This window comes from Nocardia jinanensis, from assembly GCF_014645735.1.
Taxonomy (GTDB): domain Bacteria; phylum Actinomycetota; class Actinomycetes; order Mycobacteriales; family Mycobacteriaceae; genus Nocardia; species Nocardia jinanensis.
In genome coordinates this window covers 207,407-230,538 of sequence record NZ_BMMH01000010.1, presented here as the reverse complement: position 1 = coordinate 230,538, position 23,132 = coordinate 207,407, and the positions used below count along the sequence as shown (strand labels likewise).

Sequence of the window (23,132 nt, the reverse complement as noted above, 5' to 3'; positions counted from 1 at the left end):
TCCCGAGACCCCCGCGCCTCGTCGGAACAATGGCGATTCGATCCGACGCAGGAAACGCGGGAAGCCATCCGGGAAAGGCTGGCTTCCCGCACTCTCCGGCCCTGACCGCGCGGCGCCGGCACCGTATGGCTCAGTGGGCCGCGAGCGCGGCCACCGCCTCGTAGTCGTGCGCCGCGACCACCTCGATACCGTCGGGCAGCGCGTGCAGCCGATGGATGGTCTCGAAGGCGATATCACGATCGGCGTCGAACAATTGCCCGGGCATGGGCGCCTTCTCCCGGATCAGCTCGACCTGCAGCCGGTTCCACACCGAATCACCGGCGAGCAGTATCCGGCGGCCGTCCCGCGTGGCCAGTAGGACACCGATACTGCCCGGGGTGTGCCCCGCCAGATCCACCAGTACTACCGAACCGTCGCCGAACAGGTCCAAGCTTCGGGCGAAGGTGAGCACCGGCGGGCCGTCGAGTTCGAGTGGTTCCAGCGGACGGCCCTGTAGCGGCCCCCGGACCACCCCGACCGGCGCGTACGGACCGTCCAGCGCCCAGCGCAGTTCGTGGGAGGGCAGCCGCACCGGTACCGAAGCCGGTAGTTCGAGCACCCCGGAAATATGATCCCAGTGCAGGTGGGTGGGTAGTACGAAATCGATGGCGGCGGGGTCGAGATCGCGGGCGGCCAGCGCGTCCGCCAGCCCGAGCACCGGCTCGTCCGGTGCCACGAGAGACGGAATCGGAAAGGGCAGTCCCGGCAGCACCCGCCGGCGCACCTGGGCGCACAGTGCCGGGTCGACCAGAAACCGTGCCGAAGGATGCTCGACGATATAGGCGCCCATGACCATCGGCAGATGCCCGAGACTGCGGACCCCCTCGGCGACGATGGTCGTCGGCGCGGACATCCGGCCCTGCACGAGGATGGTCAGTTCTACGCTCGTCCGGGCCGCCGGGAGCGGCGCGGATACCAGCCGCGCCAGGAACCCGGTATCGGCGCGGCGTGGCCGCAGCAGCCGCGCCGGGGTGGCGGCCAGTGCCGCGCAGCAGCGCAGCACTGTCGGAAGGGTGCGGGTACGTCCTGCTGCGGAATCGGCCACACAGCAACGGTACCGGTCACGCCTCTCGGACGAGGTAGGGATAACGCCCCGTGTTCCGGGCCCCTTCCCGGCGCGGATCTCGCCGGGAGAGCCCCGGGAAGGAGATCCCCCACCGCTGCTCGTCCGAGATCGGTCCGGTCCAGACCACGAGGATGGAAGCCACACGGCGCCAACAGTTTCGGAAATCCGGGCAACCGGATCTGTCCGGCATAATCGAGTCGTGAGGCCATCCGTTCGCCACGGCCGCCAGGCAGTCCGTCCCTCCACAATGACACTACGATGATCGGTCCTCGCGACGGAGTGCTCTTCCTGTTCCCAGGAGAAGGTGGGGAACACGAGCGGATGGGCCGAATGCTGGCCGGGCGCTATCCGGCCTTCGCCGACGCGGTGACCGCCGCCGGCGACGCCGTCACCGCGGCCGGCGGCCCCCGGATCTGGACCCCCCGGTTCGGCTTCCGGCAGTCCGTCGCACGCATCGACGCAACGAATCCGGGCGCGACCCCGTCACACCCGGAATTCGTCCAACCGGCCCTGTTCGCCTACCAGGTGGCGATCGCCGCATTACTGGCCGCCTGGGGTGTGCGGCCGGATGCGGTGGCCGGATGCGGGATCGGGGAGGTCGCCGCCGCGGTGACAGCCGGAGCACTGCCGTTGGCCGAGGGCGCGCGGGTGGCGGTGGCGCGTGGTCGCGCGACGGGCCGGATGGCGGGTTCGGGTGCGGCCGCCGAGTTGCTGACCTCGGAGTCCGAGGCGATCCGGCTGGTGCGGCCACTGGCGGAGCAGGTGGCGATCGCGGCGATCAACGGACCACGATCGGTGCTGGTCTCGGGCACACCTCGCTATGTGGATGTGGTGGTGCGCCGGGCCGAACGCCGCGGTATCACCGCCGCCCGTACGAGTTCGGATCTACCCGTGCACAGTCCGGCCATGGCCGAGGTGGTTCCAGAGTTCCTCGCCGACCTCGGCCGGATCCGGCCGCAGGCCCCGCATACTCGGCTCTACTCCAGCGTCCACGGGGGCACAATCGTCGATTCGGCGAAAATGCTGCCCGGATATTGGGCCGAGAACATCACCTGCCGGGTGGAACTCGGCGCGGCGCTGCGGCAGGCGGCCGACGACGGTCTGGCAATGGTGCTGGAGCTCGGGCCCGAACCGCTTCTCGCGGCGGCCGTCCGAGCCGTGCCGGAGTTCGCCCACACCACCTACAGCAGCGCGGACCGCGACGACGAGGGCACGGCCTTTCTCACCTGCCTCGCCCAGTTCCACGCGACACGGGCGCTGGGTGCGAGGGGCACCGCCGACCGACCGGAGACCGGCCGCGACGGGACGGTGTGCCCGCTCCCCCATGGAACGGAGATGGGGGCAGGCGAAGAAGCCGGGCACCAAGAGTTCTCACCGACAGAACAGCGCCCGGACCCCGGTGGCCACGGATCAGGACTTCCGGCAACATCTTTCGAGAGTTCGAGTTCCGCTGGGACAACGGGCCGATCGCGGAGTTCGGGGGGCGAGGCCGGGGCCGATCGAGACCGGATACCCAACGGAGAAGGTATACGGGCGGAGGTCACGGGTGCCGGAACGCTGGCATCGATACGGCTCGCCGATGACCCCCCACCCACAGATATCATCGCATGGACTCGGGTGGTCGATGCCAATAGGGCTATCCGCTTCATAGCGGGCCGGGTCGCGCTCGAGCCGCCCATGGCGATCGATCGAGCCGGAACCTATGTCGTCAGCGGTGGTCTGGGCGCGCTCGGTTCGGTGATGGTGCGCCGCCTGCTCGCCGCGGGGGCCCGCGATGTGGTGGTGCCGACGCGCTCGCCGCGTCCGGTCCCACCGCTGCTCGAGGGATTCGAGGACCGGATCGTGGTGGTGCGCTGCGATACCGCCGACCGCCACGACCTCGACAACGCATTGCGCGATATTCGCGAAACCGGCTGCACCATTCGCGGAGTGGTCCATGCCGCACAGGTTTTCGAGGACACGGTGATCGGATCCGCCGTATCCGCCGATACCGCAGGCAGTCCGGAGAACGGGGTACCCGAGCCCGGGGCGACCGTCGAGCACCGGGACTCGCAGCAGCAGGATCCCGCACTCGACGCAGGACGACTGGCACGCAGGTTCACGCGGATCTCGGCGGCGGCGGCCAATCTCATCGAGCTCACCGCGGCCGACCCGGTAGCTTTCATCGCGGTGTTCTCCACCCCGGTCATCGGATCGCCACGACCGGCCGAATCGATTACCGAGGGCCCTTGGCCGTAGGTGGACATAGCGGATCCCCTCGAACCCACGACCGGTATCCGGGAGAACCGACCGAACCGGTATGACCCGAGCACATGGATCACACCGTTTCGGTAGAGGTCGGATCTACCCGGTGGGCAGGTAGAACGTCGAAGGATCTGCCGACACCGGTTTCAGCTGTCGGCGCGGCCGAGTAGCCGATCGGTTTCGCGGCGCTCCCGTTTCGTCGGGCGGCCGGTTCCACGATCACGCTGCGGGAGGGTGGCGAGAACTTCCCGCGGCGGAGGCGGCGGACTACGGTCGATCATGCATTGGGCGGCGATCGGAGCACCGACCCGTTTGGTGATCGCCCGTTCCACGACGACGATCCGCTCGATGCCGTTGTTCCGGATCCGGATCTCGTCACCCGGCCGTACCGGCTGTGCGGGCTTGGCCGTCGCACCGTTCACGCGTACATGCCCGGCTCGACAGGCGGTGGCAGCAGCCGACCGAGTTTTGAACAGGCGGACAGCCCAGACCCAGGAGTCGACCCGGGCTTGGGTGTCGCCGTTGTTCGGCTCGGTAGCGGCTCGGTTCACCCGCTATACGATACGGCGCGCGGTGACCACATCGTCGGCGGAAAGATGGGTGTAGGTGACCGGCTCGCCGGACTGCACCGCGTTCAGCAGGAGGCCGTCACCGGCGTACATGCCGACATGGCCGCCACCGTTGGTGATGACGATATCGCCTGGCTGCAGACTCGCGAATGAGATCGGCGCACCGACGTGGGACTGTTCGAAGCTGGTGCGCGGCAGTTTGATACCGGCCTGCTTGTAGGCCCACTGGACCAGACCGGAGCAGTCGAAGTTGGCCGGGCCGGCCGCACCCCAGGAGTACATGGCGCCGACCTTGGTCTTGGCGGCGTCGAGCGCGATATCGCCCAGACTCTGCTGCACCGGCGCGGGGGGCGCGAAGTTCGGCAGCGCGGGAGCGGCGGGCATCGCGTGCGGGGCCTGCTCGATGACCTGATTCAGCTGCTGGTTGAGCTGATCCGCCTGCGCGGCGTACTGGTCCGGCACCTCGACATCGAATTTGCCGATACCGGGAACGTCGATCGTGGCCGTCGCGGCCGAGGCGATCGCGGGCATCGTGCCCGTTGTCGCGGCCAGCGTGCCCATGACCAGCGCGCCCTTGACAGAATTAGGCAGCTTGGATTCTCGCTGCAAGCTGTGCTTACCCACCGAGCTACGTCTCCGATCCTTCGTGCTCTCCGTCGCTCCGATCGCGCGTCCTACTCGATTCGCGGCGATCGGCTGTGGCGGTGACCGAGTGGCGCCGCCTCACTTACGAAACGACTCGACTCCACTAAGTCACAAGAAGGTTACGATGCCTGTCCGATGTTGTCCAGCCGAACGGGTGTCCTTTTCGCGCCAACAGGGAGTACATGTGTAAACCACTGTGGCGACAGCGCTTTTCGGCTCGGCGACAGGTCACGCGAAGGTCTCGCCCGGGCGTGTCCGGTCCGCGTCCGGCCATCCGCCGATGCGCGACGACCGCGTGCCGCCGCCGCTGCTGGGCCTCTCTAGAACACGGAGTAGATACGGCCAGATTTCCCGATCGGCCCGCTACGGTGTGAGGGTATGGACCCCGTGCGGAACCCGTATGCGCCCGGCGCTGGTCAGCGTCCACCAGAGCTCGCCGGACGCGGTAAACAGCTCGATGCCTTCGATATCGTTCTCGAACGGATCGCACGGGGCCGCCCCGAACGCAGTGTGATGCTCACGGGCCTGCGCGGCGTCGGGAAGACGGTACTGCTCAACCAGCTGCGGTCGGCCGCGGTGTCGCGCGACTGGGGCACCGGCAAGATAGAGGCCCGCCCGGATCAGGAACTGCGCCGACCGCTGTCGTCGGCGCTGCACATGGCCGCGCGGGCAATCGCCAAAACTCATCACAACCAGGAACGGGTCGACGATTTCCTGGGCATTCTGAAGGCATTCGCGCTACGGGCGACCGCGGACAAGGGTATGCGGGAGCGGTGGCAGCCGGGTATCGACGTACCGGCGGTCACCGGCCGCGCCGATTCCGGTGATATCGAAATCGATCTGGTGGAACTACTGATGGAGGCCGCCGCGCTGGCCCAGGACATCGGCGCGGGTATCGCCGTGTTCATCGACGAGATGCAGGATCTGGGCCCGGCCGATATCTCGGCTATCTGCGGCGCCTGCCACGAGCTCAGCCAGGACGCCGCTCCGCTGATCGTGGTGGGGGCGGGTCTCCCCCATCTACCGGCCGTTCTGTCCGCCTCCAAGAGCTATTCCGAACGACTTTTCAGCTATCACCGCATCGATCGGCTGGATCGGGTTTCGGCCGACCGGGCGCTGATCGCGCCCGCCGAACGCGAGGACGTGAAGTTCTCCGACGAAGCTCTCACCGCGCTCTACCGCAAAGCCGACGGCTATCCGTACTTCGTCCAGGCCTACGGAAAGGCGACCTGGGACCAAGCGCCGGGTAGCCCGATCACCGCGGAGGATGTCGAGGTCGCGGCGCCGACGGCCGAGGAGGAACTGGCGGTCGGGTTCTTCGGGTCGCGGTACGAACGGGCGACCCCGGCCGAACGGGAGTACATGCGGGCCATGGCGGACCTGTCCGGCGACGAGGGCCCGGTCGCCACTTCCGCGGTCGCGGTCGAACTGGGCCGTAAGCCCGCATCGCTGTCACCCGCCCGCGACGGGTTGATCAAGAAGGGCCTCATCTATTCGGCAGAGCGCGGCACCATCGGGTTCACCGTGCCGCATTTCGGGCGCTACCTGCGCAGTGTCGCCACCTGACCGACTTCCTACCGATCTATCGGAACAACTACTACATTTCATAGAGATCGCTAGAGAGTCCGATTCCTCGGCAGATCTGGGCTTTATTCGCATTTATAGCTGCAACCCTAGATTGATCCATACAGGGATAGAGACCCCGATCGGGCGCTGTATACGTATTTCTGACCCAGCCGCTAGAGACCCGAATACGCCCCGAGGCGTCTGCGCCTTCCTGTCCGAGTTGTGCACATCGGCTCCCAACCGCAACCCGATCTTGATCATCGGACGAGCCGGAATCGGGATTTTGCCGTACTGTGTTGTAGATCACCATGTGTGGTCGGTCACAAGCCACGCCGGGCGGCCGATGCAGTCCGGGCGGCGTTCGCACCGCGACCGGTTAGCAACTCAGGAGGTATCCATGACACGCAGCGACATCGCGGAACTCCGATACGCCGTAAACCAGCTCCGGCGCTCCATCGGGGTGCTCCGCACCCACTATGGAGACGCCGGCACCGTACGCCGGCTGGAGAACGACCTGGAGCGGCTCTGCATCGATGCCGACGAACTCGAACAGAGCCCGCCGCCGCAGGTGGCAGCACCCCGCGGCCAGGAACCCATCTACGTACCGGACAGCAAATCCGACGAATCGGCGTGGATGGGCGCCCAGGACGAGGGCCTCGGCTTCCATTCGCGGCCGCGCACCCAGTAGTACCCGCCGGGATCCACCCGGCCTCGCGGGATTCACCGCCGGATAACTGAACACCGGACATCGGGCCCGAACCCGATGATCAGTGGACGACCGGGCGCCGGGCAGGCGACCGGTCGCTCGCGTTTGCGGCGGGTTCACCGAATCAAGATCGGCAGTAAATGTGGCGCAAATCACTACACCCTGAGGACACCGAGATTGCGCGGACCCTGCTCTTTCGATAGCGGGCCGGGCGTATGGTGCTCAGCATCACATTCGATCGCGGAGGTACCCATGACCACCCGCACCGCCGATCAGCGAGGCATCGACCAGTGAGTGCCGCAACGACAACAACCGCTCCCGAAGCGGGTACAGGCGTATTCAGCAGGGCCCGGGCCCGGATCACCACCCGGACCCTACGCACGGACCGGTGGTGGCTACCGCCACTGATCACGGTGATCGGCCTGGCCGCGTTCGTCATCTACGCGACCGTCAGATCCTTTGTGCGTACGGCCTATTGGGTGCCCGACTATCACTATCTGACGCCGTTCTACTCCCCCTGCCTGAGCACATCGTGCGTCGAGGGCGCGAGTCATTTCGGCACCCCGTTCGGCGATCTGCCGATGATCCTGCCGCTCGGTTTCCTGGTGTTGCCGTTCCTGCTCGGATTCCGGCTCACCTGCTACTACTACCGCAAGGCCTACTACCGGTCGGTGTGGTTCTCACCGCCGGCCTGCGCGGTCGCCGAACCGCATACGAACTACACCGGTGAGACCCGGCTTCCGCTGATCATCCAGAACGCGCACCGCTATTTCTTCTATGTCGCGGTGATCATCTCGTTGATCAACACCTATGACGCCGTCATCTCCTTCCACGGCAAGACGGGTGGTTTCGGCCTGGGGCTGGGCAGCCTGATCATCACCGGAAACGTGATCCTGCTGTGGGCCTACACCCTGTCCTGCCATTCCTGCCGGCATATCGCGGGCGGACGGCTCAAACACTTCTCCGCGCATCCGGTGCGGTACTGGTTCTGGACCCAGGTCTCCAAGCTCAACACCAGGCATATGCAGCTCGCCTGGACAACGCTGGGCACCCTCGTGCTCACCGACTTCTACGTGATGTTGGTTGCCAGCGGCACGATTTCCGATCTTCGCATCATCGACTGAGGAGTTTGCACGGCTATGCCCGAAGTGGAGCGGCACACCTACGACGTCGTGGTGATCGGTGCCGGCGGCGCCGGCCTGCGCGCGGTGATCGAAGCCCGGGAACACGGCCTTTCGGTGGCCGTGGTCTGCAAATCGCTGTTCGGCAAAGCCCATACCGTCATGGCCGAGGGCGGCTGCGCGGCGGCGATGGGCAATGCCAACGAAAAGGACACGTGGGAGACCCATTTCCGCGACACCATGCGCGGCGGAAAGTTCCTGAACAATTGGCGCATGGCCGAACTCCACGCCCGGGAGGCCCCCGACCGGGTCTGGGAGCTGGAAACCTACGGCGCCCTGTTCGACCGGACCGCCGACGGCCGGATCAGTCAGCGCAACTTCGGTGGCCACACCTATCCGCGGCTGGCGCACGTGGGCGACCGCACGGGGCTCGAACTGATCCGCACCATGCAGCAGAAGATCGTCTCGCTGCAGCAGGAGGACTACGCGCAGACCGGTGACTACGAATCGCGTATCAAGGTTTTCGCCGAATGCACCATCACCGACCTGCTCAAGGACGGGGACCGGATCAGCGGCGCCTTCGGCTACTGGCGCGAATCCGGCCGCTTCATCCTGTTCGAGACCCCGGCGGTCGTCCTGGCCACCGGCGGAATCGGCAAGTCCTACAAAGTGACCTCGAACTCCTGGGAGTACACCGGCGACGGTCACGCCCTCGCGCTGCGCGCCGGCGCACGGCTGATCAATATGGAGTTCCTGCAGTTCCATCCCACCGGAATGGTGTGGCCGCCGAGTGTGAAGGGGATCCTCGTCACCGAGGGCGTCCGAGGGGACGGCGGGGTGCTGAAGAACACCGATGGTAAACGGTTCATGTTCGACTACATTCCGGCCGTCTTCAAAGGGCAGTACGCCGAGAGCGAGGAAGAGGCCGATCAGTGGCTGCGCGACAATGATTCGGCGCGGCGTACCCCCGATCTGCTGCCCCGTGACGAAGTCGCCCGGGCCATCAACGAAGAGGTCAAGGCGGGCCGGGGCACCGAACACGGCGGTGTCTACCTGGATATCTCCTCCCGGCTCACGCCGGAGGAGATCATCCGCCGGCTCCCGTCCATGCACCACCAGTTCAAAGAACTGGCCGATGTCGATATCACCAAGGAGCCGATGGAGGTCGGACCCACCTGCCACTACGTGATGGGCGGTATCGAAGTCGATCCCGATACCGGTGCGGCGCACGTGCCCGGCCTGTTCGCCGCGGGTGAATGCTCGGGCGGTATGCACGGGTCCAATCGCCTCGGCGGCAACTCCCTGTCGGACCTGCTCGTCTTCGGTCGGCGGGCCGGGCTGGGCGCGGCGGAGTACGTCGAAGGACTCACCGGGCGTCCGGCAGTCGCCGATACCGATATCGCGACAGCAGCACGATCGGCCCTCGCCCCGTTCGATCCGCCGGAGGGCGGTTCGGGTGAGAATCCGTACACCCTGCACACCGATCTGCAGCAGACCATGAACGATCTGGTGGGCATCATCCGCAAAGAGCACGAGGTGAGCGAGGCGGTCAGCCGGCTCGAGGCGCTGCGCGAACGGTTCGAGCACGTCACCATCGAGGGGCACCGGCAGTTCAACCCGGGCTGGCATCTGGCCCTGGATATGCGGAATATGCTGCTGGTCAGCCAATGTGTGGCGCAGGCCGCGCTACTGCGCACCGAGAGCCGCGGCGGACATACCCGAGATGATCACCCGGGAATGGACCCGCAGTGGCGCAACAAGCTACTCGTCTGCGCCACCGCCGGTGGGGGTGTCGCGGACATCCCCGATATCTCGGTGAACGTGCGGGAGCAGACGCCGATGCGCGACGAACTGCTCGCCCTCTTCGATTTCGGTGAATTGGAAAAGTACTACACCCCAGCCGAACTCGCCGGTCACCCGACCGCGACGAGCGGCAGCGCGGCAGGGTCGACGCCCGAGGACCGCGTTTCGGACAGCAAGGAGGCGTGAGCGGATGAGTTACGACGCCCAGTTCCGGGTATGGCGCGGCGATACCGACGGCGGGGAACTACGGGATTTCACGGTGCCGGTGCACGAGGGCGAGGTGGTTCTCGACATCATTCACCGCCTGCAGGCCACGCAGGCACCGGATCTCGCGGTCCGGTGGAACTGCAAGGCGGGCAAATGTGGTTCGTGCTCGGCCGAGGTGAACGGAATGCCGAAGCTGCTCTGCATGACTCGTATGTCCACATTCACCCCGGAAGATGTCGTCACTGTGACGCCGCTGCGAACATTTCCGGTGATCCGCGACCTGGTGACCGATGTCTCCTACAACTACCGAAAGGCCCGGGAGATACCGTCGTTCACCCCGCCACCGGATCTCCGGCCCGGTGAGTACCGCATGCAGCAGGTGGATGTGCAGCGCTCGCAGGAGTTCCGTAAATGCATCGAATGCTTCCTGTGCCAGAACACCTGTCATGTGGTGCGTGATCACGACGAGAACAAGGAGGCCTTCGCCGGGCCGCGGTATCTGATGCGTATCGCGGAGTTGGAAATGCATCCGCTGGACGTGGCCGATCGCCGGGATGCCGCCCAGGAACAGCACGGCCTCGGCTACTGCAATATCACCAAATGCTGCACCGAGGTGTGCCCGGAGAACATCAAGATCACCGATAACGCGCTGATACCGATGAAGGAGCACGTCGCCGACCGGAAATACGATCCGATCGTCTGGCTCGGCAACAAACTCTTCAGGCGCTGACCGGTATCGAACCGGCGGGCGTCACAACATCGCGACAACACCGGTCGTGACCAGCCCCACCAGCACTCCGACGAACAGCGCCGAGAGCACAGAGCCGGTGAGTACGAACACACCCACCCCGGATGCCGCAAAGAGCAGGCCGACGATCAACCATGCGACGCCGTCGCCGGGCCCGAACTTGCGGAGCCGGGGATACAAATTCTTGATCCCTGGGTCCACATATCGTTGTGTACCCGTTACCTTATGGACCCAAACGCAGTGCTCGCGGCATGCGCAGCCGGAAGAAAGGGATCAGGGCCGGTCGAACTCGCCGTCGCGCACACCGGCGGTGAACGCCGCCCACTCCCCGGGGGTGAAGACCAGAACCGGTCCATCGGGGTTCTTACCGTCGCGCATCCCGACGTGACCGTCGGCGAGCATCGCGATCTCCACGTTATGGGTACCCGGCACGCCGGCGCTCGCACCGTCCGCGCCACTCACCCAGTGGGCGCCGGACAGGTCCACCTTCGTACCGTTGTCGATGCTCATCCAGGTTCTCCTTCGCCGCCGTGGAAATCGCCGTGTTTCGTGTCGAGGGCCCCGGCGCAGCGCGCCACCAGCATGTATCGCGATGCTACGCGCAGCCTCGTCGGCGCCGGGTTTACACCCGTCTACAAGAAATTTCGCAATTCGGTACCGGTAAAACCCCCGAATCTCACACCATATGCGCCGTTCTCGGCCTATGGTGAGCTGTTGGTCGTATGTACACACCCGGAAAACCACCGCGGACAACAGGAGTCGGCCGCGGGTTCAGAAGGAGGTCGTGTGATGCGGTTGAATCTGGACGCCCCGGTCCCCACACTGCTCGCCTGCGGTGCCGATCCCGGCGTGATGACCCTTGAACAAGCCCATTCGGCAATGCAGTTGCACTTGGACTGCACAGTCGACGAGTGCCGGGTCCGCCGGCGCGCCCGAGCCACCCTCGTAGAGTCGGGGCGCTGCGTTCTGGACAACCGCGCCCTCCAGTAGCGGCCCGGTTCCGCCGCCGTAACGGCCGGTCACCGGCCCGATTCGGGCGGCCCGATGGACCTGAGAACACCCGGTTCCGCGTTCGCGAATCCCGCTACCGGCTCAGTGCCAGCGGTGATCGGTGACCGAAGCGCGCGGACCGAACCGCGGCTTACGAGCTTGCCCGCTGATCTCGAGCAGACGGATGGTGCGGTATCGATGTGGACGTACCGGTTCGAGGTAGTTGATCATCTCGGCGTCGTCCATATCGCGACCGAGCAGAGTCCAGCCGACGATCGACGCCAGATGGAAATCACCCACCGAGAGCGCGTCGGCGTCGCCGAAAGCGCGCTGGGCGGTTTCCGCGGCCGTCCACTCCCCTATTCCGGGGATCGTACGGAGCCGGCGCGCGGCCTCACCCGGCGGCAGGGCGACCGTCCGCTCCAGCGAGTCGGCGACACGAGCCGCGCGTACGACCGTCTGCCAGCGCTGCGGCCCGACATTGGCGCGGTGGAAGCCCCATGACGGGATCCGGCTCCAGGTCGCCGCATCCGGCGGCACCCGCATTCCCTCCGGGGCCGGACCGGGCGGCGGGCTACCGAAGCTGTGCAGCAGGCGGCGCCACGCGGCGTGGGCGGAAACAATGGTCACCTTCTGTTCCAGGATCGCGGGGACCAGTGCTTCGAGTACCCGGCCGGTGCGCAGCATCCGCAGCCCGGGGTGCCGCTGGTGCGCGGCCGCCACCGTGGGATGGATGGCGACGAAATCGTCGACCTTCTCATCCAGGCACAGCATGCGATCGAGCCCGTCGAGGAACTCCGCGGTGCCCGCACCCCAGGCATCCGCGGTGACGGTGACCGGATCGTCCTGGACCAGCCGGTAGGTGACCGGCCCGGTCGGCATCCGCGAGGTATGCCAGTGCGCCCCGTCCGGGGTGATCTGGTGACAGGGGTCGCCGGGCCCGCGGCGCAACGGCGCGAGAGTATGGGCGAGGTGGACCGGGGCGTCGGCGGACACTGTCCGGGTCGCCCACGCGTCGTCGGCGGGTCCCGCTGTTCGGACTGGCACCATGTCATTGTGCGCTGCCGCGAGTAACAGTGCCCTATTGCACGACGATGAAGACGAGGGTTGAGCAAATATACGGTTCTTGCCGTGAATGGAGGGTTCCTATGATCACCGAGGCACTCAATTGGCTGCTCGAACTTTGGGGGTCGGTATTCGCGGGCAGCTCCGGGTACGAGATTCCACCCGGGACTCTTCCTTTCGGAAGTTGATCTTTCCGGAGGTGTGGCCGCCCCGTACGGATCGGCCGCTCCCCCGGCTGCCACGGAGCCGCTGAACAATCGAAATCAGCTGTCCTCCAATAGAATCTGCGCGAGATGTCTGCCCTGTCGCGCGGCCAGGTGGGCGGCCTGGGTGCGACAGGAGAATCCGTCTGCGACGACCACCGCATCCGGACCGGCTCCGTCGATCGCCGGTAGTATTCCGTTGGCCGCCACCGCTGCCGATATCTCGTAATGCCCTTTCTGCATTCCGAAATTTCCGGCCAGACCGCAGCATCCCGCAACTTCGGTCACCTTCACCCCCATCTGGGCAAATATCCGGCGATCGGCCTCGAATCCCAGCACCGAATAATGATGGCAGTGCGGCTGCACCACCATCGACAAACCCGGACGACTCGGCGGCTGCCAGTCCGGGTGCGCGGTCAGGAACTCGGCGAGCGTACGAACCGCGGCCGCGACCGGTGCGGAACGGGGATCGGAGGGCAACAGTTCCGGCAGATCGGCGCGTAGTGCCGCGGTACAGGAAGGTTCGAGACCGACCACCAGGCCACCGGCCCGTACATGGGCTTCCAGAGCACCGAGCGTGGCACGTAACCGCGCCCGGGCGCCGTCCAATTGCCCGGTACTGATCCAGGTCAGCCCGCAGCACACCGGCCGGCGCGGCACCACCACCCGGTATCCGAGGGAGTTGAGCAGGCGCACGGCCGCCAGCGCGATCTCCGGATCGAAGGCGTTGGTGAAGGTATCCACCCAGAGCATCACGGTGGTCGCGTTCGCTTCCGTAACCTGCTGGTTCTCCGATTCCCGCCGCCAGATCCGCCGGAACGGACGCGGCGCGAGTTCCGGTACGCCGCGGCGCGGATCGACCCCGGCCGCCCGCATACCCAGCCTGCGCAATGTCCCGGCGCCGGCCAGGGCGTTGATCAGCCGCGGCACCCGGGTCGCACCGGAGAGCCAGCGTGGGAGCATGCCCAGCGTGTAGTGGTCGCGGGGGCGCAACCGCCGCCGGTAGCGGCGATACAGGGTCTCGGATTTGTAGGTCGCCATATCGACACCCGCCGGGCAATCCGTCCCGCAGGCCCGACAGGAAAGACACAGATCCAGTGATTCGGCCACCGCGGGCGCCGACCAGTCCAGTTCGCCCCGGACGACCTCCTGCAGCACCCGAGCTCGGCCCCGGGTGGTGTCCTTCTCATCGGCTGTCGCCAGGTAGGAGGGGCACATGAAACCACCCACGGCTCGGGTATCGGCCCGGCATTTGCCCACACCGACACAGCGGTGCACCGCGGTCGACAGGTCCCCGGCGTCGCCGCCGAACGCGAAACCATCGGCCCGCGGCAGCGGCGGCAGGCCCACCAGCCGTAGATCGGCGTCCAGTGGGCGCGGATCCACCAGAACACCCGGGTTGAGGATGTTCGCGGGATCGAACAGTGCCTTGTAACCGGCGAAGACCGCGCGGACCTCGGCTGAGTACATGATCTCCAGCAGTTCCGAACGGGCCCGGCCGTCGCCGTGTTCGCCGCTGAGCGAACCACCGTGGCCCACCACCAGATGCGCCGCGTCGGTCAGGAATGCCCGGAATCGCTCCGGCGCGGTCGCTATCGGCAGGTCCAGCCGCACATGGATACAACCGTCGCCGATATGCCCGTAGAGCAGTCCGTCGACCTTGTGCTCGCGTGTCAGCTCCTCGAAATCGCGCAGGTAGGCACCGAGCCGGGCAGGCGGAACCGCCGCGTCCTCCCAGCCCGGCCAGGCCGGCTCGCCGTCGCGGGTCCGGCCGGCCAGACCCGCCCCGTCGGCCCGGATACGCCACAGCGCGGCCGCGGCTCGCGGATCCTCGATGATCCGCGTATCCAGGGCCCCGGCCGCCGCGCACAGCGTCCGCGCGACGGCATGGGTCGCGGCCGTGTTCTCCCCGGCCAGTTCCACGAAAAGCCAGCCGTTACCGCGTGGAAGGTCGGGGACCCGGCGGCCGTGCGCCCGCACCATATCGACCAGCCGGGCGTCGATACCCTCCACCGCGACCGGCGCGACCGACACCACCGCGGCGATATCGTCGGCGGCGGCAGCCAGATCCGGGTAGCCGAGTACGACCAGCAGGGTCGCGGGCGGAAGCTCCACCAGTTCCACCTCGGCCTCGAGCAGCACACCGCAGGTCCCCTCGGCACCGACGAAGGAACCCGCCACCGACCCGCCCCGTTCCGGCAGCAGATGTTCCAGGCCGTAGCCCGATGCCTGCCGCTCGAATCGGCCCAGATCGGTGCGCAGCACGGCGAGCGAGCGCGCGGTGAACTCGGGCAGTCCCGGAACCGCGTCCAGGGAATCCGCCAGCCGGCGGTTCGCACCGGTGCCGTCGATGATCCGCAGCTCCCGGACCCGGTCGGAGGTACGACCCCAGGCGATGGCATGTGGCCCGCAGGCGTTGTTGCCGATCATCCCGCCGAGAGTGCAACGGTTCTGGGTGGACGGATCGGGTCCGAAGCGCAGTCCGTGTTCCCGCGCCCGGCGCTGCAGGTCCGACAGCACCACGCCCGGCTGCACCCGGACGGTCCGGCGCTGCGGATCGATATCGGCGATACCGGTCATGTACCTGCTGAAATCGACGACGATGCCGGGGCCGACCGCGTTCCCCGCGACCGAGGTGCCGCCGCCACGCGGGGTGAGGACCGTCCCCTCGGCTCGCGCGACCTCCAGTACCGCGGCCACGTCCTCGTCGGTGCGGGGGAAGACGACCGCCTCGGGTAGCACCCGGTAGTTCGAGGCATCCGATGAGTACTCCACCCGCCGGCGGCGGGAGATATCCACCGCGTCGATACCGATCCGCGCGCGCAGATGCCGCGCGAGGGTGTCCCGTCGTACGTCCTGGTCGGTCACACGAACCAGCCTAGGCTCGCGGCCCGGGTTCTATCGGGACTCGCCACCGCGCTGCCGTCCTCGGTGAGTTGTCGCAGAAGAAGTCCGCGACCGCAGGGCTCGGTCTCGGTCGGGGACCGCACGCGTGGGCGCCGGGACGCCCACGCGGCCGCACCTTCCCGGGCTCACGGGGACGGCGATCTGCCCGAACAGCTCTCGGCGCCGTGAACGGCAAGGAAAATTCCGGTCGGTCGGGAACCTGCCTTCGTTCACTGCCGTCCAACCTTGTAGCAGAGCAGGATTCGCGCCGGCCCGGACGGATCCTGTGGTCCGTCGTCCGGGCGGACCCCGGCGGTGCGGATTGCCGCCGAAGCACGGGGAGAGATCGATATGTTGATGGATATCGCAGCGGTGCAGGGCATCGCAGGGGAACTTCGGGGATCGGCCGGGGAGATCAATGCCGCCGCACTACGCGCCGCGGACTGCCTGCGCGGGTTCGAATCCTCCGACGCGGGCCGCGATTACCGCACCACCGGCGAACGCCTGGGCCAGGGCCTCGCCGATATCAGCCGCTACCTGTTCTCCTGGGCCAACTGCGTGAACGATTGCGGGACGGCGTTACGCGCCAGCGCGGACAGTTGCGCCGGTGTGGATCAGGCCACGGCCACCAACCTCGGCGCGGTCGCGGGAGTATTCGAATGAGAACCGCCGATGACGCCGGCGCCGATGCCGTCCTGGATACCGGCACGGAGGGGCTGCGGTACTTCGAGGTCTTCCTTCCCCGCTACCGCGAATGGACCGGGCGTGTTCCGGCGGGCGGGGACTACCACACGCTGGCCGCCGCCTACGACCAGCAGCGCGGGCTGGATCTCGCCACCCTGCGCGATTTCGCCACGGTCCTGGCCGAGGAGCTGGACGGACGGGTCGACGACGAGGCCGGGACCCAGACCGCGTGGTTCGGGCGAGTGCCCGGTTTGTGGAACGGATCCGCCGCGGCCGCCGATGCCCAGCAGTTCCTCGACGACGCGGGCAGCCGGATCAGTACCGGCCTGGATTCTCTGACCGCCGTCCGGACGGCCGCCACCACCGCGGTCGAACAGATCGACGGTGCCTTACGGCAGAAAGCCGACGCCGCCCGAACCGGTTTCGATCCGGACGCGGCCGCGGGCAAGACGGCTCAGCAGATCGACGGGTTCATCGATATCGCTCGCGGACAGGGCGATACCGCCGGCGAATCGGTACGGGAGCGGCTGCGCACCGAACTCCCCGAAACGTACGCGGACGGCGTGGATCCGGAAACGGTCTGCCGCAATTGGCTGGACCAGGTCTTCGTGCCCGAAATCGATGCGCGGATCGCCACGTTCACCACGCTGTGCACCGACGCGCACACGACCGTATCCGGCGCCTACGAGCAACTGCTCACCGCCCTGGACGCGGTGCGGCCCGGCGCCTTCGTCTCACCCGGGGGTCTGCTCGCAGCCGAGTCCGACCTCACCTACACGGCCGGACAACCTACCTACTCGGCCGTCCTCGGCTCACCCATCGCGGCAACGGCACCGAGCGGGGAGACACCGCTTACCGGGACGACTCCCGCAGCGGTGACGCAGAGCCCGAACAGTAGTCAGGACGCACCGTCCAGCCTTGCGCTGACCACGACACCGGCCTCCACCGAAAGTCCCGCGACCACCGGAAACCCCGCGACCACCGGAAACCCCGCCACCACCGGAAACCCCGCCACCACCGGAAACCCCGCCACCACCGAAAGCCCCGCCACCACCGGAAACCCCGCCACCACCGGAAACCCCGCCACCACCGAAAACCCCGCCACCGACACTTCCGGAAGCTGGTCCCCCTCCGATATCACCGCCATGGTCACCGCGGTCGGCACGATCACCGGAACCATTCCCGACATGATCTCCGCGGTCGCGACACTCGCCGGAAATCTCGACGAGATCATCACGGCCGGAGGCGAGGCCACCGCCGCGATCATCGACGCGGTCGACAACCAGGGCGCAACCGATTCCGCGGCATCACCCGGTTCCCCGACGGGTTCGTCCGCCCCGGCCGGTGCCTCGGCCACCGGCGACAGCGCCACCGAATTCCCAGCCACCGGATCCCCAGCCACCGGCGACAGCGCAGCTGCCGCTCCGGTGGCCCAGGATGCGGGCAATAAGTCCCAGGGCGGGGAAGCCGCCGCGCCCGAACAACCGGCGAAGACCGAAACCCAGTCGGTGCAGGGCTCCGTCGGCAACGAGAGCCCGGCGCCTTCCTCCACCGGACTCGCCCGGACGGCAGTAGACGATACGAACACGGCCACCGCCTTTTCCAGCCTGCGGGGCCTGGCCACAGCGCAAGCCGCCCGGCCCGCAGGCGATGAAGACCGGGTGCGGCCCACCTCCAGCATCGTGCTCGCTACGGAACCGGAGAGCGAAAGCGCCGGTCAGCGATGAGCCCCGAGGCTGTTCCGGCGCAACGACATCCGTCACCGGCGGTCGCGGTGCCCGGCTCGGTGGTGACCACAGCCGGGCGCGGCAGTGGGGTTCGAGCATGATTGCCGATCGTCCGGCACGTGTGGGTTCCGCACCGCCGCGTCACGAAACAGCTGTAGCTCGCCGCGTAGTGCGTCGAAATATGAGCGCGACAACGATCGTCACCGCCATCGCCGCTGCCCCGAGCCAGGCCGCCGTCGTATATCCCGCGGGGTCGGGGAAGGTAGCGCCCGCCGGTATGTAGGCAGCCAGCGTCAACCCGCCCAGCGCACTACCGATGGAGAAGCCGACACTGCGGACCACCCCGTTGAAACTCATCGCGCTGGAGGTTTCGGCCGCCGGGGTGACCGCGAGGATCGCCGCCGGCATCGCCGCCGAGAAGATACCGACGCCCAGCCCGAGCACACCCATCACGGTGAACGCGAGCCACAGCTGGCTCCGGCAGGCGGCGAACAGGGCGAGCGCCACCAGGACCGCGGTGGCTCCGGCGGCGAGCACCGTCGCCGTGGCGAATCGCCGGCGCAGCGGTGGCACCACCTTTCCGCCCACAAAACCCAGTACGGAGAACGGCACCAGCACCAGGCCCGCGACGAAAACATCCACGCCGAAGCCGTACCCCGCCCCGGCGGGCGTCTGCACGTAGCGGGTCACCAGGGTCAGCAGCAGATACATACCGATACCGCCGAGCAGCATGACGATATTCGCGCCCGCCACCGCCGGGGTGCGCAGCAGGGTGAGGTCCACCAGCGGGTCGGCGCACCGGCGTTCATGGTGGATCCAGCCGGCGAACAGTACGGCGGCCGCGGCCACCAGCGCGAACGCGACTGCCGGACGGTCGGTCCACAGCGCGGTCTGACCGATTGTGAGCAGCAGTGCCACCAGCCCGCCACCCAGCAGTACGGCCCCTGGTGCATCGACCGCCGACGAACGCCCGGGCGGCGACTGGGGCATCGACCGCCGACGAACGCCCGGGCGGCGACTGGGGCATCGTCGCCCATGCCGCCGCCCACGCGATCACGGTGATCAGCAGACCGAGGCCGTAGGCCGGGCCCAGTCCGCCGACCTCGGTGAGAAGTCCCGCCAGCGGATAACCGACACCGATACCGACGGCGGAGGCGACCGAGAGCAGCGCGATGACCGGACCGGACCGTTCGGCCGGCAGATGGTCGCGAGCGATACCCATCATCAGCGCGGTCAGCCCCAGTCCCGCGCCCTGGGCCACCCGCCCGGCCAACAGCCAGCCGAACGACGGTGGTATCACGGTCAGCAGCCCGCCCACCACAGCCAGGGCGAGCGTTACCAGCACTACTCGGCGCCGGTACGGACCGGCGCCGAGCCGGCCCAGTACGGGCGTGGCGATCGCGCCGACCAGCAGCGGCGCGGTGAGGGTCCACTGCGCGGCCGTCAGCGATACCTCGAACTCGTCGGATACCGAGGTGATCAGGGGCGCGCCGAGGCTGCCGACGACAGCTACGACCAGCGCGACGAGCAGAAGGGCCGGGACCAGCCGGCGCGTGGCCGCCGGAGTCACGAGCGCCGCCGCCCCACTGAGATCTGCCGTCACCGCCACCTCCCGATAGGAAACAGGTGATGCCCCAGTAACCTACGGCTTTCGGCGGGCTGCCCGACACCCCCGGACGACGTCGCGAATCCCACATTCACGGGGCCGGACCGAGCCCGGACACCGGGCGTGCACCCGGGACGCTCTGCCCGATATCCACCGTCTTGTCACCCCGGTGGAGTAAGACGGAGTCGTGGCCAGATGGCTCTTGCACGTCGACCTCGACCAATTCCAGGCCGCGGTGGAGTTCCGGCGCCATCCGGAACTGCGCGGACAGCCGGTGATCGTGGGCGGAAACGGCGACCCGGAGGAACCGCGCAAGGTCGTGACCTGCGCGTCGTACCCGGCGCGCGCCTTCGGAGTGCGTGCGGGAATGGCGTTGCGGTCGGCGGCGCGCAGATGTCCGGACGCGGTGTTCCTGCCCTTGGACGTCCCCTGCTACGAGGAGGCGTCCGAGGAAGTCATGGCGCGGCTGCGCTCGTTCACCGACCAGGTCGAGGTCTGGGGATGGGACGAGGCGTTCGTGGCGGCCGATACCGACGATCCCGAACAGTTGGCACGGGCGATCCGGGCCGCCGTCGCGGAACTGGACCTCACCTGCGCGATCGGTATCGGCGACAACAAACTCACCGCGAAAATGGCCACCGGTTTCGCCAAATCGGTCGGGAAATCCGGTGATACCAGGGGCGACCCTCCGGGAGCGCACAGCGGGATGTTCCGGCTCACCGCCGCCAACTGGGCGGAGGTGATGGCACATCGTCCGACCGACGCGCTCTGGGGAATCGGTAGCCGGATCGCGGCCCGGCTGGCCGAACTGGATGTGCGTACGGTCGGGGATCTGATGGCCGCCGACCGGTCGCGGCTCGCGGCCGAGTTCGGGCCGGCCAACGGGCCCTATCTGTGGGTCATGGGGCGCGGCGCCGGTGATACCGAGGTGGTGACCAAACCGCCACCGGCGGTGGGGCGCAGCAGGTCGGAGACCTTTCCCCGAGATCTCGAGGACCGTGCGGAGATCGGCGCGCAGGTCGCCCGGCTGGCGGCGGAGGTCGCCGCGGAGATCACGGCGGCGGGTCGTATCGCGACCCGGGTGGCCGTCACCGTGCGCACCAGCACCTTCTACACACGCAGCAAACAGTCCAAACTGCCCGAGCCCACCACCGATATCCCCACGATCGTCGAAGCCGCGCTGCGGGTGCTGGATCGCTTCCCATTGGATCGCCCGGTCCGCTTGCTCGGCGTCCGCCTCGAACTCGCACCGGTCGCGGAGACATCCGGCACCGGCGACTCCTGATCGATCGGCGCTTGACCTCGAGGATGGTTGAGCTTTTAGTGTCGGTGCACTGGAGTTGAATCGAGCTCCGGAGCGGAAGGACATGTCAGATGAGCATGGAATCGGTGGCCTGGGACCAGATGTACCGGCGCATGCACGCACCCGAGGAGCAGCGGGCGTTCAGCCTCACCACGGCACGGCGCATCCTGCGGTTCGCCCGGCCGCATCAGCGGCGGCTGAGCGCCTTCCTGGTACTCAGTGTGGCCGCGGCGGTACTGGTGGTCGCCACACCGCTGCTAGCGGGCCGGGTGATCGACGATATCTTCGCCGGATCGCCGCCACGGACGGTGATCCTCCTCGCGTCGGCGATCGCGGGGCTCGCGATTCTCGATGCCGGAATGGGCCTGGCCATCCGATGGCTGTCGGCACGTATCGGCGAGGGCCTGATCCTCGACCTGCGGACCGCCGTATTCGATCACGTACAGCGCATGCCGGTCGCGTTCTTCACCCGGACCAGGACCGGTGCGCTGGTCAGCCGGTTGAACAACGATGTGATCGGCGCGCAGCGCGCGTTCAGCGACACGCTGTCCGGCGTGGTCGCCAATATCGTCACTGTGGCGCTCACCCTGCTGGTGATGCTCCAATTGTCTTGGCAGATCACGTTGCTCGCGTTGCTCCTGCTACCGGTATTCGTGATCCCCGCCCGGCGGATGGGCGACCGGCTGGCCGATATCCAGCGTGAGGCAGCGGGATTGAACGCGTCGATGGGCACACAGATGACCGAGCGCTTCTCCGCGCCGGGCGCGACCCTGGTGAAACTCTTCGGCCGACCGGCTCAGGAATCGGCCGAGTTCGCCGTGCGCGCGCAACGCGTACGCGATATCGGCGTGCGCACCGCGATGTTGCAGACCGTGTTCGTCACCGCGTTGACACTGGTTTCGGCCCTGGCCGTCGCGCTCGTCTACGGCCTGGGCGGATGGTACGCACTGCGCGGGCAACTGGACGCGGGCGCGGTGGTGGCCCTGTCGCTGCTGCTGACCAGGCTGTACTCACCGCTCACCGCACTGGCCAGTGCCCGGATGGAGATCATGTCCGCGCTGGTCAGTTTCGAGCGGGTCTTCGAGGTCCTCGATCTGCGGCCCCTGATCGAGGACGCACCCGATGCGCGGCCGGTGCCCACCGGACCCGTAGCGGTGGAACTCGACGATGTGCGATTCGGATACCCCGCCGCGGACAAGGTTTCGCTCGCTTCACTGGAGGAGGTGGCGACACTGGACACCCGCGGCGGTGAGGAAGTGCTGCACGGGGTGTCGCTACGAGCCGAGCCCGGTCAGCTCATCGCCCTGGTCGGTTCCTCGGGTGCCGGTAAATCGACTATCGCACAGCTGGTTTCGCGCCTCTACGACGTGGATTCGGGCGCTGTCCGGCTCAACGGCGCCGATATCCGCGGACTCACCATGGAATCGATTCAGGAAACCGTCGGCCTGGTCACCCAGGACGGGCATCTGTTCCACGACACCATCCGGGCCAATCTGTTGCTGGCGGCCCCGGAGGCCGAGGAGGAGCAGCTGTGGGACGCGCTGGAACGGGCACGCCTGGGCGATCTGATCGCCGACCTGCCCGACGGTCTGGACACGGTGGTCGGGGAACGCGGCTATCGCCTTTCCGGCGGGGAGCGCCAGCGACTCACCATTGCCCGGCTGCTGCTCAAACAGCCGCGCGTGGTGGTGCTGGACGAGGCGACGGCTTCCCTCGACTCCACCTCCGAGGCAGCGGTGCAGGCGGCATTGACCGCAGCGTTGCAGGGCCGGACCGCCTTGGTTATCGCCCACCGGCTCTCCACCGTGCGTGCGGCCGATCAGATCCTGGTGGTCGAATCGGGTGGCATCGTGGAACGCGGATCGCATACCGAACTGCTCGCCGCGGGTGGGCGCTACGCCGAGCTGTACCGGACCCAGTTCGCCGACGACCCGGCACCGGTGGCCGCATAGCG

19 protein-coding genes are annotated in these 23,132 nt (G+C 67.5%); 11 read left to right on the top strand and 8 right to left on the bottom strand.

All coding sequences use genetic code 11. The features are described 5' to 3' along the window. Positions 1-130 precede the first annotated feature (130 nt). Positions 131-1,084 carry an MBL fold metallo-hydrolase gene (locus tag IEY68_RS23045; RefSeq protein ID WP_189094452.1) on the bottom strand — a complete coding sequence of 318 codons (954 nt, stop codon included), beginning with the start codon at positions 1,082-1,084 and terminating at the stop codon, positions 131-133. Between the two features lie 279 nt (positions 1,085-1,363). On the opposite strand from IEY68_RS23045, the gene IEY68_RS23040 reads away from it, so the two are divergent. After that, positions 1,364-3,343: an acyltransferase domain-containing protein gene (locus IEY68_RS23040; RefSeq protein ID WP_082681537.1), complete on the top strand. Its 1,980-nt coding sequence runs from the start codon at positions 1,364-1,366 to the stop codon at positions 3,341-3,343. Positions 3,344-3,495: 152 nt separating this feature from the next. On the opposite strand, the gene IEY68_RS23035 is transcribed toward IEY68_RS23040, so the two are convergent. Continuing rightward, entirely contained in the window at positions 3,496-3,900 is a 405-nt protein-coding gene (locus IEY68_RS23035; protein ID WP_058856121.1) for an RNA-binding S4 domain-containing protein, read from the bottom strand. A gap of 3 nt (positions 3,901-3,903) precedes the next feature. Continuing rightward, positions 3,904-4,542 carry a C40 family peptidase gene (locus IEY68_RS23030; protein ID WP_308434988.1) on the bottom strand — a complete coding sequence of 213 codons (639 nt, stop codon included), beginning with the start codon at positions 4,540-4,542 and terminating at the stop codon, positions 3,904-3,906. Between the two features lie 399 nt (positions 4,543-4,941). Here IEY68_RS23030 and IEY68_RS23025 point away from each other — a divergent pair, with 399 nt between their 5' ends. The 5 genes from IEY68_RS23025 to IEY68_RS23005 all read left to right on the top strand — a co-directional run bounded on the left by IEY68_RS23025 (position 4,942) and on the right by IEY68_RS23005 (position 10,696). Next, complete coding sequence (locus IEY68_RS23025) at positions 4,942-6,129, top strand: ATP-binding protein (protein WP_058856120.1); 1,188 nt, start codon at positions 4,942-4,944, stop codon at positions 6,127-6,129. Between the two features lie 397 nt (positions 6,130-6,526). Continuing rightward, a complete protein-coding gene (locus IEY68_RS23020) occupies positions 6,527-6,817 on the top strand; it encodes an Rv0250c family protein (protein ID WP_058856119.1) in 291 nt (96 codons plus the stop codon). Between the two features lie 308 nt (positions 6,818-7,125). Beyond that, positions 7,126-7,959: a succinate dehydrogenase subunit SdhC gene (gene sdhC / locus IEY68_RS23015; RefSeq protein WP_058856118.1), complete on the top strand. Its 834-nt coding sequence runs from the start codon at positions 7,126-7,128 to the stop codon at positions 7,957-7,959. Positions 7,960-7,974: 15 nt separating this feature from the next. Then, the gene (locus IEY68_RS23010; protein ID WP_058856117.1) at positions 7,975-9,945 is read left to right on the top strand and encodes a fumarate reductase/succinate dehydrogenase flavoprotein subunit; all 1,971 of its coding nucleotides are present in this window, start codon (positions 7,975-7,977) and stop codon (positions 9,943-9,945) included. Between the two features lie 4 nt (positions 9,946-9,949). Continuing rightward, positions 9,950-10,696 (top strand): succinate dehydrogenase/fumarate reductase iron-sulfur subunit, encoded by a 747-nt coding sequence (locus tag IEY68_RS23005; protein ID WP_058856116.1) that lies wholly within the window; start codon positions 9,950-9,952, stop codon positions 10,694-10,696. 21 nt (positions 10,697-10,717) lie between these two features. On the opposite strand, the gene IEY68_RS23000 is transcribed toward IEY68_RS23005, so the two are convergent. Further along, on the bottom strand, positions 10,718-10,915 hold the full coding sequence (locus tag IEY68_RS23000; RefSeq protein ID WP_058856115.1) for a hypothetical protein: 198 nt from the start codon (positions 10,913-10,915) through the stop codon (positions 10,718-10,720). Positions 10,916-10,987: 72 nt separating this feature from the next. Continuing rightward, positions 10,988-11,224: a DUF397 domain-containing protein gene (locus tag IEY68_RS22995; protein ID WP_058856114.1), complete on the bottom strand. Its 237-nt coding sequence runs from the start codon at positions 11,222-11,224 to the stop codon at positions 10,988-10,990. Between the two features lie 279 nt (positions 11,225-11,503). Between IEY68_RS22995 and IEY68_RS22990 the strand changes: the two genes are divergently transcribed. Further along, positions 11,504-11,704 (top strand): hypothetical protein, encoded by a 201-nt coding sequence (locus IEY68_RS22990; RefSeq protein WP_058856153.1) that lies wholly within the window; start codon positions 11,504-11,506, stop codon positions 11,702-11,704. A 102-nt stretch (positions 11,705-11,806) separates the two neighbouring features. Here the strand turns inward: IEY68_RS22990 and IEY68_RS22985 are convergent, their stop codons facing one another. Both IEY68_RS22985 and IEY68_RS22980 read right to left on the bottom strand, forming a co-directional pair. Continuing rightward, a complete protein-coding gene (locus IEY68_RS22985; protein ID WP_058856113.1) occupies positions 11,807-12,754 on the bottom strand; it encodes a DNA-3-methyladenine glycosylase family protein in 948 nt (315 codons plus the stop codon). 278 nt (positions 12,755-13,032) lie between these two features. Next, positions 13,033-15,840: an FAD-binding and (Fe-S)-binding domain-containing protein gene (locus tag IEY68_RS22980; RefSeq protein WP_062999075.1), complete on the bottom strand. Its 2,808-nt coding sequence runs from the start codon at positions 15,838-15,840 to the stop codon at positions 13,033-13,035. A 369-nt stretch (positions 15,841-16,209) separates the two neighbouring features. Between IEY68_RS22980 and IEY68_RS22975 the strand changes: the two genes are divergently transcribed. Both IEY68_RS22975 and IEY68_RS22970 read left to right on the top strand, forming a co-directional pair. Beyond that, positions 16,210-16,521, top strand: a complete 312-nt coding sequence (locus IEY68_RS22975) for a hypothetical protein (RefSeq protein ID WP_062999077.1) — start codon at positions 16,210-16,212, stop codon at positions 16,519-16,521. After that, the gene (locus IEY68_RS22970; RefSeq protein ID WP_058856110.1) at positions 16,518-18,269 is read left to right on the top strand and encodes a hypothetical protein; all 1,752 of its coding nucleotides are present in this window, start codon (positions 16,518-16,520) and stop codon (positions 18,267-18,269) included. The genes IEY68_RS22975 and IEY68_RS22970 overlap by 4 nt, the downstream gene beginning before the upstream one ends. Positions 18,270-19,074: 805 nt before the next feature. On the opposite strand, the gene IEY68_RS36840 is transcribed toward IEY68_RS22970, so the two are convergent. Beyond that, positions 19,075-19,872 (bottom strand): MFS transporter, encoded by a 798-nt coding sequence (locus IEY68_RS36840; protein WP_199804976.1) that lies wholly within the window; start codon positions 19,870-19,872, stop codon positions 19,075-19,077. A 190-nt stretch (positions 19,873-20,062) separates the two neighbouring features. Here IEY68_RS36840 and IEY68_RS22960 point away from each other — a divergent pair, with 190 nt between their 5' ends. Both IEY68_RS22960 and IEY68_RS22955 read left to right on the top strand, forming a co-directional pair. Continuing rightward, positions 20,063-21,160: a DNA polymerase IV gene (locus IEY68_RS22960; RefSeq protein ID WP_058856109.1), complete on the top strand. Its 1,098-nt coding sequence runs from the start codon at positions 20,063-20,065 to the stop codon at positions 21,158-21,160. 89 nt (positions 21,161-21,249) lie between these two features. After that, positions 21,250-23,130, top strand: a complete 1,881-nt coding sequence (locus IEY68_RS22955) for an ABC transporter ATP-binding protein (protein ID WP_058856108.1) — start codon at positions 21,250-21,252, stop codon at positions 23,128-23,130. Positions 23,131-23,132 lie beyond the last annotated feature (2 nt).

Coding starts and splice junctions, on each gene's coding strand:
- IEY68_RS23040 (WP_082681537.1), top strand. CDS start 1,364: ATGATCGGTCCTCGCGACGGAGTGCTCTTCCTGTTCCCAGGAGAAGGT.
- IEY68_RS23025 (WP_058856120.1), top strand. CDS start 4,942: ATGGACCCCGTGCGGAACCCGTATGCGCCCGGCGCTGGTCAGCGTCCA.
- IEY68_RS22955 (WP_058856108.1), top strand. CDS start 21,250: ATGAGCATGGAATCGGTGGCCTGGGACCAGATGTACCGGCGCATGCAC.
- IEY68_RS23010 (WP_058856117.1), top strand. CDS start 7,975: ATGCCCGAAGTGGAGCGGCACACCTACGACGTCGTGGTGATCGGTGCC.
- IEY68_RS22985 (WP_058856113.1), bottom strand. CDS start 12,754: ATGGTGCCAGTCCGAACAGCGGGACCCGCCGACGACGCGTGGGCGACC.
- IEY68_RS22995 (WP_058856114.1), bottom strand. CDS start 11,224: ATGAGCATCGACAACGGTACGAAGGTGGACCTGTCCGGCGCCCACTGG.
- IEY68_RS23005 (WP_058856116.1), top strand. CDS start 9,950: ATGAGTTACGACGCCCAGTTCCGGGTATGGCGCGGCGATACCGACGGC.
- IEY68_RS23020 (WP_058856119.1), top strand. CDS start 6,527: ATGACACGCAGCGACATCGCGGAACTCCGATACGCCGTAAACCAGCTC.
- IEY68_RS22990 (WP_058856153.1), top strand. CDS start 11,504: ATGCGGTTGAATCTGGACGCCCCGGTCCCCACACTGCTCGCCTGCGGT.
- IEY68_RS22975 (WP_062999077.1), top strand. CDS start 16,210: ATGTTGATGGATATCGCAGCGGTGCAGGGCATCGCAGGGGAACTTCGG.
- IEY68_RS22970 (WP_058856110.1), top strand. CDS start 16,518: ATGAGAACCGCCGATGACGCCGGCGCCGATGCCGTCCTGGATACCGGC.